The sequence below is a fragment of the Mesorhizobium sp. M7D.F.Ca.US.004.03.1.1 genome, assembly GCF_003998635.1.
In the GTDB taxonomy this organism is placed as follows: Bacteria; Pseudomonadota; Alphaproteobacteria; order Rhizobiales; family Rhizobiaceae; genus Mesorhizobium; species Mesorhizobium loti.
In genome coordinates this window covers 1-10,742 of sequence record NZ_RZQG01000114.1, presented here as the reverse complement: position 1 = coordinate 10,742, position 10,742 = coordinate 1, and the positions used below count along the sequence as shown (strand labels likewise).

The 10,742-nt window shown below is 61.7% G+C and carries 12 protein-coding genes; 7 read left to right on the top strand and 5 right to left on the bottom strand.

The genetic code is table 11. The annotated features are described in order from the left end of the window. Positions 1-87 precede the first annotated feature (87 nt). The 7 genes from EN935_RS09715 to ugpC all read left to right on the top strand — a co-directional run bounded on the left by EN935_RS09715 (position 88) and on the right by ugpC (position 7,984). Positions 88-1,587, top strand: coding sequence for an FAD-dependent monooxygenase (locus EN935_RS09715; protein ID WP_164771063.1), 1,500 nt, complete (start codon positions 88-90; stop codon positions 1,585-1,587). A 139-nt stretch (positions 1,588-1,726) separates the two neighbouring features. Beyond that, a complete protein-coding gene (locus EN935_RS09710; RefSeq protein WP_109671484.1) occupies positions 1,727-2,461 on the top strand; it encodes a FadR/GntR family transcriptional regulator in 735 nt (244 codons plus the stop codon). After that, positions 2,458-3,645 carry a PLP-dependent transferase gene (locus tag EN935_RS09705; RefSeq protein ID WP_127265211.1) on the top strand — a complete coding sequence of 396 codons (1,188 nt, stop codon included), beginning with the start codon at positions 2,458-2,460 and terminating at the stop codon, positions 3,643-3,645. Before EN935_RS09710 ends, EN935_RS09705 begins: the two co-directional genes overlap by 4 nt. A gap of 29 nt (positions 3,646-3,674) precedes the next feature. Continuing rightward, on the top strand, positions 3,675-4,952 hold the full coding sequence (locus EN935_RS09700) for a sugar ABC transporter substrate-binding protein (protein ID WP_109671482.1): 1,278 nt from the start codon (positions 3,675-3,677) through the stop codon (positions 4,950-4,952). Positions 4,953-5,137: 185 nt separating this feature from the next. Next, positions 5,138-6,064: a sugar ABC transporter permease gene (locus EN935_RS09695; protein WP_127265210.1), complete on the top strand. Its 927-nt coding sequence runs from the start codon at positions 5,138-5,140 to the stop codon at positions 6,062-6,064. Beyond that, entirely contained in the window at positions 6,064-6,912 is an 849-nt protein-coding gene (locus EN935_RS09690; protein ID WP_127265209.1) for a carbohydrate ABC transporter permease, read from the top strand. Before EN935_RS09695 ends, EN935_RS09690 begins: the two co-directional genes overlap by 1 nt. A 4-nt stretch (positions 6,913-6,916) precedes the next feature. Next, positions 6,917-7,984: a sn-glycerol-3-phosphate ABC transporter ATP-binding protein UgpC gene (ugpC, locus tag EN935_RS09685; RefSeq protein WP_127265208.1), complete on the top strand. Its 1,068-nt coding sequence runs from the start codon at positions 6,917-6,919 to the stop codon at positions 7,982-7,984. A 382-nt stretch (positions 7,985-8,366) separates the two neighbouring features. Here ugpC and EN935_RS09680 read toward each other — a convergent pair whose 3' ends face one another. From EN935_RS09680 to EN935_RS09660, 5 genes are all read right to left on the bottom strand, one after another. Beyond that, positions 8,367-8,576 carry a hypothetical protein gene (locus EN935_RS09680; protein ID WP_109671478.1) on the bottom strand — a complete coding sequence of 70 codons (210 nt, stop codon included), beginning with the start codon at positions 8,574-8,576 and terminating at the stop codon, positions 8,367-8,369. Positions 8,577-8,733: 157 nt separating this feature from the next. After that, positions 8,734-8,994 carry a hypothetical protein gene (locus EN935_RS09675; protein ID WP_127265207.1) on the bottom strand — a complete coding sequence of 87 codons (261 nt, stop codon included), beginning with the start codon at positions 8,992-8,994 and terminating at the stop codon, positions 8,734-8,736. Between the two features lie 178 nt (positions 8,995-9,172). Further along, the gene (gene rpmG, locus EN935_RS09670; RefSeq protein WP_006201775.1) at positions 9,173-9,340 is read right to left on the bottom strand and encodes a 50S ribosomal protein L33; all 168 of its coding nucleotides are present in this window, start codon (positions 9,338-9,340) and stop codon (positions 9,173-9,175) included. A 153-nt stretch (positions 9,341-9,493) separates the two neighbouring features. Then, a complete protein-coding gene (locus tag EN935_RS09665; protein ID WP_126068960.1) occupies positions 9,494-9,952 on the bottom strand; it encodes a hypothetical protein in 459 nt (152 codons plus the stop codon). Between the two features lie 110 nt (positions 9,953-10,062). After that, positions 10,063-10,742: MFS transporter (locus EN935_RS09660; protein ID WP_164771062.1), on the bottom strand; the 680-nt coding region annotated here is incomplete at its 5' end.

The following is a 10,742-nucleotide window of genomic DNA, read 5'->3' as shown; positions in this document are numbered from 1 at the left end:
TAGATATGGCGCACAAGGGGCTTGCGGCAAGACCCGGCTCCTCCCGTAAAACCGCGGTCCAGGCCAACGGAAACGGGAGTGACGAGAATGGGTGTGATGTTGCCGGCAGACGGATCGCGTCGGGATCATGCAGTGGTGATCGCCGGGGGCGGTCCGACGGGATTGATGCTGGCAGGCGAGCTCGCATTGGCGGGCGTCGATGTCGCCATTGTCGAGCGGCGCGATACTCAGGAACTCATTGGCTCACGCGCAGGCGGCCTGCACGCACGCACGATCGAGGTGCTCGATCAGCGCGGAATCGCCGATCGTTTCCTCTCGCAGGGACAGCCATCGCCGTCCGTGGGCTTCCACATGATCCGGTTGGACATCAGCGATTTTCCCACGCGGCACAATTATCTGCTGGCGCTGCGGCAAAACCATATCGAGCGGATATTGGCCGACTGGATCAGCGGGTTGCAGGTGCCGATCTATCGCGGACAGGACGTTACGGGTTTCGCACAGGACGATGGCGGCGTCGATGTGGAGCTGTCCGATGGCCAACGATTGCGGACGCGGTATCTCGTTGGCTGCGACGGAGGACGCAGCGTGATCCGAAAGGCGGCGGGCATCGAGTTCGCTGGGCAGGATCCTACGATGAGTTGGATGATTGCCGAGGTCGAGATGGTGCAGGAGCCGGCATGGGGCTTTCGCAGCGACGCCTACGGTATCCATGCGATAGGCAAGATCGAGGAAGGCGGCCGGGTCGGTGTCGTGCTGACCGAGAGGCAACTGACCATCGGAGGCGAACCGACGCTGCGCGATCTCAGCGAGGCGCTGGTCGCCGTCTACGGCACCGATTACGGGCTCCACAACCCGACCTGGCTCTCCCGGTTCACGGACATGACGCGACAGGCTGCCTCTTACCGCGACAGACGCGTGCTGCTGGGCGGCGACGCCGCGCATGTGCATCCGCCGATGGGCGGACAGGGGCTCAATATTGGCGTGCAGGACGCGGTGAATCTTGGATGGAAACTGGCCCAGGTGGTCAAGCAGATATCACCGGAAAGCCTTTTGGACAGCTATCACGCCGAGCGTCATCCGATTGCCGCCCGCGTACTGCGCAACGCGATGGCACAGGTTGCGCTTCGTCGCATGGATGCCCGCACCAAGGCATTGAACGACATCTTTGCCGAGTTGCTCGGCATGGAAGAGCCTCGCAAACGGATCGCCGCTGAGATGTCCGGCCTGGGTGTCCATTACGACCTCGGCGAGGGGCACCCACTGCTTGGGCGGCGAATGCCGGACCTCGATCTGATCACCGCCAACGGGCCGTTGCGGCTCTTCACCTTGCTGCACGACGCGCGGCCGGTGCTCCTCAACCTCGGTGAGCCCGGCAGGCTGGACATCGCCCCCTGGGCCGATCGGGTCCGGCAGATCGACGCCGGGTACGCCGGTGCCTGGAAGCTCCCGGTCTTGGGGACGGTCGCCGCGACCGACGCCGTCTTGATCCGGCCCGATGGCTATGTGGCTTGGGTTGGGGTGGGAACCCAACAAGGCCTGATGGACGCGCTGACCACTTGGTTCGGACCGCCCGCTGCCGCTGATTAGCAGACACGGTCGATGCTGGTTCACACGAGCGCCCGAAACGCATTGCGTCGCCACCTTCGACAGTTCTCCTGACAACCGATTGACAGGAGGTTCCATCTATGCAGAAATTGGTTGGACCATTGGACCACTTGGAGGTGACGTGGACCAGAACAGCCTGCCACCCATTCAGACGACGGCGCGCGATGACGCCGTGCTGAAGGCGTTGGTGGGCTTTGTCCGCGCCGAGGCTTTGCAGCCGGGCGAGCGGCTTCCAACCGAGCGTATTCTGGCCGAGCGGCTGAAAGTCAGTCGCAACACGGTGCGCGAGGCGCTGACTCGCTGGGAAGGGCTTGGCCTCGTCGAGCGCCGGCAAGGCAGCGGCACCTATCTCAAGGTTGCCGTCTCGCCAGACATGCTGCACATGCCGCTGACGCTGGCGGGCGGCAATGATTTCACCAGCCTGATGCAGACGATGGAGATCCGCCGCGCGCTGGAAGCGGAGGCCGCAGCTCTTTGCGCCGAACGCGCCAGCCAGGCAGATATCACCGAAATCGCGCGCAAGCTCGACATCATGGAGCAGGCGTTCCGCACGCGCGACGGCATGTCGTCGGAAGAGGATTGGGAGTTCCACCAGGCGATCTACCGGGCCTCGGGCAATCCGTTGTTCGAGCAGATCATCGCCGCCATGTACGAATTGTTCCATCGCTTCTGGGAGCATCCGCTCGGCGTGCGCGATTTTGGCCACGCCAGCTTTCCCTACCACCGCACCATCTACGAATGCATCGCCGCGCGTGACCCGCAGGGAGCCCGCGACGAGGCGCTCAAGCTGATCGCCACCGTCGAGGACGACCTCAAGCGCGGTGCCGCCAAACTCAAACTTTCGAGCCAGACATGAACGAGCATCCATCCGGTTTCGATCACGACTATCTTGCCGAGGCGGCGACACTCTTGGCGCATGACGAACCGTTTCCCGGCGGTGCGGTGGTGCCGCCGATCTACCAGACCTCGCTGTTCACCTTCGCCAATTATGCCGAGATGGCAGACACTTTTGCCGGCAAACGACGGCAGCCGATCTATTCGCGTGGTGACAATCCGACGGTGATGGAGTTCGAGGCGCGTGTCGCCGCGCTCGAAGGTGCCGAGGCAGCGCGCGGCTTTTCCAGCGGCATGGCGGCGATCAGCGCCACGGTGCTTGCCTTCGTTGGGGCAGGCGAGCGCATTGTGGCGGTGCGCAATTGCTATGGCGATGCCTACCGGCTGTTCGAGCGGCTGTTACCGCGGCTCAACATCAAGGTCGACTATGTCGACGGCTCCGACCCGGACGCGGTTGCGGCGGCACTTCCCGGCGCCAAGCTGCTCTACCTGGAAAGCCCGACCTCGATGATGTTCGAGCTGCAGGACATCGCGCATCTGACGCGGTTGGCCAAGGAGCAGGGCATCGTCACCACGATCGACAATTCCTGGGCGACGCCAGTGTTCCAGAAGCCGATCACGCATGGCGTCGACCTCGTGCTGCATTCGGCCTCGAAATATCTCGGCGGCCACAGCGACACCGTCGCCGGCGTCGTGGCGGGTTCGGCCGCCCATATCAAGCACATCAACGAGCAGACCTATTCCTATCTCGGCGGCAAGCTGTCACCGTTCGAGGCGTGGCTTTTGTTGCGCGGCCTGCGCACGCTGCCGCTGCGCCTGCCGCACCACATGAAGAGCGGCCTGACCATCGCCGAACGGCTGAAGGCGCATGCCAATGTCGAGCGGGTCAACCATCCCGTCTATTCGAACCATCCAGGCAAGGCGACACTGGCCGGCTATGCCGGTCTGTTCTCCTTCGAGGTGACGGACGATATCAACATCCCCGTTTTCGTCGATGCGCTGAAATATTTCCGCATCGGCGTCAGCTGGGGCGGGCATGAAAGCCTGGTCGTGCCGGCCAAGGCGTCGCTGGAGCAGACGCCGGGCCTGAATTCGATGGCGCGCTTCGGCGTCAGCCCCCGAACCATCCGCTTCAATGTCGGATTGGAGAGTGTCGAAGACCTGTGGGCTGATGTCGCCCAAGCCTTCGAAAAAGCCAGAAAATAACAAGCGGGTTCAAAATGGGAGTCTTGAACATGAAAAAACTGACCGTCATGCTTGCCACCGTTGCGGGGCTGGCGATTTTCGCCGGAAGCGCTATGGCCGATTCGACCCTGAAAATGGTCGAAGTCATCACCAGCCCGCCACGCACCGAATTCCTGAAGAAGCAGATTGCCGAGTTCGAAACGGCCAATCCGGGCGTCAAGGTCGAGCTGATCTCGCTGCCCTGGGGCCAGGCTTTTGAAAAGTTCCTGACCATGGTGCAGGCCGGCGATACGCCCGACATTGTCGAAATGCCGGAACGCTGGATGGGTCTCTATGCCAACAATGCCCAGCTGGAGGATCTCGGCCCGTATATGGCCAAATGGGACGACGCCAAGACGCTCGGCGACCGCGCCAAGCAGTTCGGCTCGACCGTCAACAACACCCAGTTCATGATCCCCTACGGCTACTATGTGAACGCGCTGTTCTGGAACAAGAAATTGTTCAAAGAGGCCGGCCTCGATGGCCCGCCGGCGACGCTTGATGATTTCATTGCCGATTCCAAGAAGATTTCCGCGCTCCCGGGGAAGTACGGCTACTGCCTGCGCGGCGGGCCGGGCGCCTTCAACGGCATGCACATGTTCATGAACATCGCCGCCGGCAAGGGTGGCTACTTCAACGAGGACGGCACCTCGACGATCAACGACGAAGGCTCGGTCAAGGGCCTGCAGATGCTGGCCGACATGTACAAGGACGGCCTGGCGCCGAAAGATGCGGTGAGCTGGGGCTTCAACGAAACGGTCACCGGCTTCTACTCCGGCACCTGCGCCATGCTCAACCAGGATCCGGACGCGCTGCTCGGCATCGCCGACAAGATGAGCGCCGACGACTTCGCCGTGGCGCCGATGCCGGTCGGGCCGAGCGGCAAGTCCTATCCGACGCTGGGCTATGCCGGCTGGGCGATGTTTGCCAACTCGCAGCACAAGGACGATGCCTGGAAGCTGATGGCGACGCTGCTGTCGCCGAAGGACAATCTCGAATGGGCCAAGGAAGTCGGCGTCGTCCCGATCCACAAGGGCGCCGACCAGGATGCCCATTTCAAGACCGAGCAGTTCAAGGGCTGGTTCACGGAGCTCAGCGATACCTCCAAATATGAAATGGTGACCCCGCCGACGCATCTGGAAAACCTTGGCAATTTCGTCGACCAGGTGGCGATCAAGAATTTTCAGGAAGTCCTGCTTGGCCAGAAGACGGCCAAGGAAGCGGCCGACGCATGGGCCACGTTCCTGACCAAGGAACAGCAGGACTGGCTGGCCAAGAACAAGAAGTAGCCGCCTTTTTTCCTTCTCCCCGTTTCACGGGGAGAAGGTGGCCCGATAGGGCCGGATGAGGGGCGGCGCCAAGTTCTGTCAGCTCAGCACTGCCCCTCATCTGCCTGCCGGCATCTTCTCCCCGTATAGTGACGGGGAGAAGGACGCTGTCCCCGACGCCGCTCCAGGGAGCCGATCCTCACCCAATGACCTACGCCGTGTCCGAAATACGATCCGCCGGCAAGCCGCGTCGCAAGCGGCTCTCGCACGCCGCAATCGAGCCATGGCTGTATCTCAGCCCGGCGATCATCCTGCTGGTCGTGGTGCTTCTGGTGCCGCTCATCATCGGCATCAGCTACTCCTTCCGCAAATTCTCGGCTTTCAAATCGGAATATGTCGGGCTCGGACAGTATCAGGCGATGCTGTCGGACCAGGTGCTCGGGCAGGCGCTGGTCAACACGCTGTGGTGGACAGTCGCCAGCCTGTTCTTCCAGTTCTTCCTTGGCCTTGGCTTGGCGCTGCTTCTCGACAAACCGTTCGTCGGACGCAAATTTGTCCAGGCTGTGGTCTTTCTGCCATGGGCCGTGCCTTCGTTCCTGTCGGGCCTGACCTGGGCATGGCTGTTCAACCCGATCATCGGACCGCTGCCGCACTGGCTCTTCGCATTGGGGCTCAGGGCTGAGTCGACCACCAGCATCCTGTCCGACCCGGCCACCGCGATGTGGGGGCCGATCATCGCAAACATCTGGTTCGGCATCCCGTTCTTCGCCATCACGCTGCTCGCGGCGCTCAAGTCGATCCCGTCGGAACTGCATGAAGCCGCTGCCATCGACGGTGCCTCGCCGTGGCAGCGCTTCACCAAGGTGACGCTGCCGTTCCTGGCGCCAACCATCGCCATCACCGTCATGCTGCGCACCATCTGGATCGCCACATTTGCCGACCTGATCTTTGTGATGACGGCAGGCGGTCCCGCCGGGTCGACAAGCACCGTGCCGGTCTACATCTATGTCAGCGCCTTCAAGTCCCTGGACAAGGGCTACGCCTCGGCGGTGGCGGTGCTGCTGCTCGTCTTGCTCATCGTCTATGCCGTGGCGCTGATCGGCATTCGGCGCTCAATCGTGAGGCACGTCTGATGATCGCCGGGCGCTCCACCTCTTCACGCTTTCTCAGCGGTATCGGCCTCTACGGCGCCATCGCGACCTACATGATCTTCGCGCTGTTCCCGATCTTCTGGACACTGAAAATATCGGTCACGCCGGAGCGATTGCTCTATTCCGAAGGCATCACCTTGTGGCCGTCGCAGACGACCTTTCAGAATTTCTATATCGTTCTGGAAGTCTCTGATTTCCCACGCTATTTCCTGAACAGTGTCATCGTTTCGATGGCGACGGCGGCGTTGGTGACGGTCATTGCCACGCTCGCCGGCTATGCCATGTCGCGCTTCACCTTCCGCGGCAAGGCGGCGCTCGCCATCATGCTGCTTTTGACCCAAACCTTCCCGCTGGTGATGGTCATTCCGCCGATCTACCGCGTCATGGGCGAGCTTGGCCTCACCAACAGCCTGATCGGGCTGATCATCATCTACACTGCCTTCAACACAGCCTTCGCCACCTTCCTGATGCAGTCCTTCTTCGATGGTATCCCAAAGGACCTGGAAGAGGCGGCAATGATCGACGGCTGCACGCGCGCTGAGGCCATGCGCAAGGTGATCGTGCCGCTGACGCTGCCCGGCATGGGTGCGACACTGGGTTTCGTCTTCACAGCTGCCTGGAGCGAGCTGTTGTTCGCGCTGATGCTGATTTCCAGCGATGACAAGAAAACCTTCGCGGTTGGGCTGCTCACCTACATAGGCAAGTTCGCCGTCGACTGGGGACAGATGATGGCCGCGTCCGTCCTGGCGCTGATCCCGGTCTGCATCTTCTTCGCCTTCCTGCAACGCTATCTCGTCACCGGCCTGACCGCCGGCGCCGTCAAAGGATAGATCGATGGCCTCTGTTACGCTCGAAAAAGTCCGCAAGGATTATGGCGCCGTCCGCGTCCTGCACGCGGTCGACCTTGAAATCGCCGATGGCGAGTTCGTCGTCCTGGTTGGGCCGTCAGGCTGCGGCAAGTCCACGCTCTTGCGCATGATCGCCGGGCTGGAGGAGGCTTCCGGCGGCGAGATCCGCATCGGCGAGCGGCTGGTCAATGATGTAGCACCCAAGGACCGCGACATCGCCATGGTGTTCCAGTCCTACGCGCTCTATCCGCATATGGACGTGTCGAAGAACATGGGTTTCAGCCTGCTCTTGAAGAAGGCGGAGAAGGCGACGATCGACGCGAGGGTGGACGGCGCCGCCAAGCGGCTCGGGCTCGACACGTTCCTGCAGCGCTTGCCGCGGCAACTGTCCGGCGGCCAGCGTCAGCGCGTCGCCATGGGCCGTGCGATTGTGCGCGACCCCAAGGTCTTCCTGTTCGACGAGCCGCTGTCGAACCTCGACGCCAAGCTGCGCGTCCATATGCGCGCCGAGATCAAGGCACTGCACCAGCAACTGAAGACGACATCGGTCTACGTCACGCACGACCAGATCGAGGCGATGACCATGGCAGACCGGATTGTCGTCATGCATGACGGGCTGATCCAGCAGGTCGGCGCGCCGCTCGATCTCTATGACCGGCCGGCCAACATGTTCGTCGCTGGCTTCATCGGTTCACCCGGCATGAATTTTCTGCCGGCGACGGTTCGTCAGCGTGGTACGTCGGAGGCCGTACTGGCCGATGGCCAGGCGCTGCGCCTGCCGGAAGGCCTGCCGCTGAAGGACGGTGACGCCATCACCGTCGGTCTGCGGCCCGAGCATATCCGGCTGGCGGATGACGGGGCGTTGAAGGGCGAGGTGGGGGTGGTGGAGCCACTCGGGCTTTCGACGCAGTTCTACGTCAAATTGGCCAGCCAGCAGCTTTGCATCTTTGCCATGGGCCGCGCCGGCGTGAAGCCCGGCGACGTGGTGCGGCTGGCGGCCGATCCGGAGTCGCTGCATTTGTTCGATCCGAAAAACGGTGATCGCGTCGGCTGAGGGAACTCGGCCCGGGCTGAGGGCACTCGGGACGCGATCGACCAGTTGCATGTCTACACAAGGCGCTGAATCTGCGGAACTGCGGATACGAACGGCCGCATCAGGCGCGGATGTCGGGTGGGAAGTAGAAGGGAAGGTTATATCTCGATTGACTAAAATAATGGAACGTCCAGCAGACATTTCCGGAACCGAACAGGACCCCTCAGACCTTTGCGTGTAGCGCACAAGACTTTAGTCCCGCCGTCTTCTAAAAAGAACGGAAGCCATTTCGTCACGAAGTAGGGCCGCCATACGAGAGGTCAATACCGGCGGCTGCCTCCGGAAATATGGGCGAATCGGTGGTGTGCGGGTATGGTGCGATCGCGGAAGGTGGCCGTGGCGTCTAACCGCGAGGGTTTCTTCTAGGCAGCGGCGAGCTGTCCATTGGGTTCTCAGCTGACTTGGCTGATCGCCGCTCCTTTAGCCACAGGGACTTTTTTCTTCTTGCCAGAATCTCGTCTCGAACGCTGTCTTCGGCGAGCACATCGCCATGCGTCGCGGCAATCGCGTAGTCGGCTCTGTTTGTTCGATAGTCACCTTTTTGAATGGACATCGTTTTCTCCCAGGTCGAGGCATTTCCCCCTTTTAGCCTGACGCTGAAACTAACTGCCTATCCATCGTGCGAGTCTACCAATTGGCGATTGTATTAAAACGATACACTCCGTAGGTGTGGTGATTGCGAGAGAGGCTCGCTCGTGCGGGGGGCTTTTTCATTGACCCTGTTGAGACTCTTGCTGCTGTGCTCCGGCAAGCGGGCTCGGAGCTTGCGGCGCAGGTTCCGTAGAAGGTGCAGGGGGATTATCGGAGGCAGGCTGAGGTGCAGGCTGGGCTGCCTCCTCGGTCAAAACTTGGTCAGTCCTGGCCTTGATCTCGTCGGCCGTCTGCTGGCTTATCAGCCCGTTGCTGATAGCGAAACCAGCAGCCAGAGCAACAAGGGCTGCAATGATTGCAGCTTTCAACTTCTTCGACATCCGCAGGGGCCTTGTTCATGACACCCCTGCCAGCCCACGACCGAGGGTGCCGCAACCATGGCGGACGGTCAATCCTTTTGGCTGGAGGCTTTGCGCGGATGCAATGACATCAATTGGCTATAAACGAAAAACGCCGCCCACTGGGCGGCGTTTCGGCATTGCAGAAGGAAAACCCAGATTACTTGATCTTGGTTTCCTTGAATTCGACGTGCTTCTTGGCGACCGGGTCGTACTTGCGGAACGACAGCTTGTCCGTCTTGGTACGGCTGTTCTTGCTGGTCACGTAGAAGAAACCGGTGTCGGCGGTCGACAGAAGCTTGATCTTGATGTTTGCGGCTTTGGCCATGATATCAGTCCGTTTGTTCGTGGGGTTTTGGCCGCTGGAGCACGGGGAAACACCCGGACGCGGGAAACTTGGCGCGACACATAAAGAACGCGCCCGGAAAGTCAAGCCCGGTAGGCCCTGTGCGACCCGCCTGAGCCGACTGGTGAGCGGAAATCACGCGGTTTCCGTCGCCGATGCCGCAACCTTCTTCCAGTCGCCGGTCGTGTTCCACCAGCGATTCGGATTGGCGCGGTCGTCCAGCCCTTTGGAACGGCTGGCAAGGATCGGCTGAATGCGGATCACCGGTTCCTGGTAGGAATGGGCCTGGAAAATCGCCTCGACGACGCGGGCGGCCAGCGTCTGGTCGTCCGGTAGTTCGAAGGAAACCTCAACCGTGCCGGGGCGCCGCCGCAGCTCCGTTTCGGCGCCGGCGGCCGCACCGTCAAGCGGCCTGTAGCGTTCGATGCCGTGCGCCGACTGATAGGCATTGCGGTCATATTTACCCATGGCCAGCGGTGCGATCGCGACCACCGCGTCCATGATGCGGTCGACGTCGGCGGCCGGGGCCTGGAAGGTTACGAGCAGAAGCAGTGTCATTCGTAGCGATGTGGTTTCAAAGCCGCTGTCGATCATGGAAGTGTCCTCAAGTGTTTTGGGACATCCTTTTAGCCCTGTGCTCCTGACACGGTTCTGTCAGCAGCCTGTCATCGGCCAATGCGAATGCAGGGCCGGTAGCAGTCGCGCTACAGGAGGATCTTGCGGACCAGCCTGACGGCGACCAAAGCAATGTAGGCGGCGAAGAACAGGCCTAGCGACCAGCCGAAGCCGGACGGACCGAACGCATCCATGCCGATGCCGATCGCTTGCGGGCCGAGCACCATGCCGACGCCGTAGCACAGCACGAAGGCGGCGTTGGCCGACGCCAGTTCGTGGCCCGAAAGCTGCGAGCCGAGATGGGCAAGGCCGATCGTGTACATGGCAGCGACGACGCCACCCCAGACAAACAGAAGTGCTGCCATCAAATGCCAGTTCTGGGCGAAGAAGGGCATGAAGACAGTGCCGACAAGACCGACCGTGGCGCAGGCAATCAGCAGATAGCGGCGGTCGCTGACGCGGTCGCTGATCATGCCGATCGGGATCTGCAGCAGCACGTTGCCAAGACCGATCATGGTCAGGAGAAGGGCTGCGTCGGCCTCGGAATAGCCGATGCGGCTGCCATAGATCGGAAACAGCGCAAAGCCGCCGGTTTCCACCGCACCGAACACCAGCACGGCCGCGGTCGCCGATGGCACCAGCCAGATGTAGCGCAGGAAATTGCTGGTCTCGCCGTCGGAGGCGATCGACGGGCTCTCGTTGCGCGCCGCCAGCACGGGTATGGCTGCCAGCGTCACCAGACCGATGATGACGCCGAACGGCCTGAAGC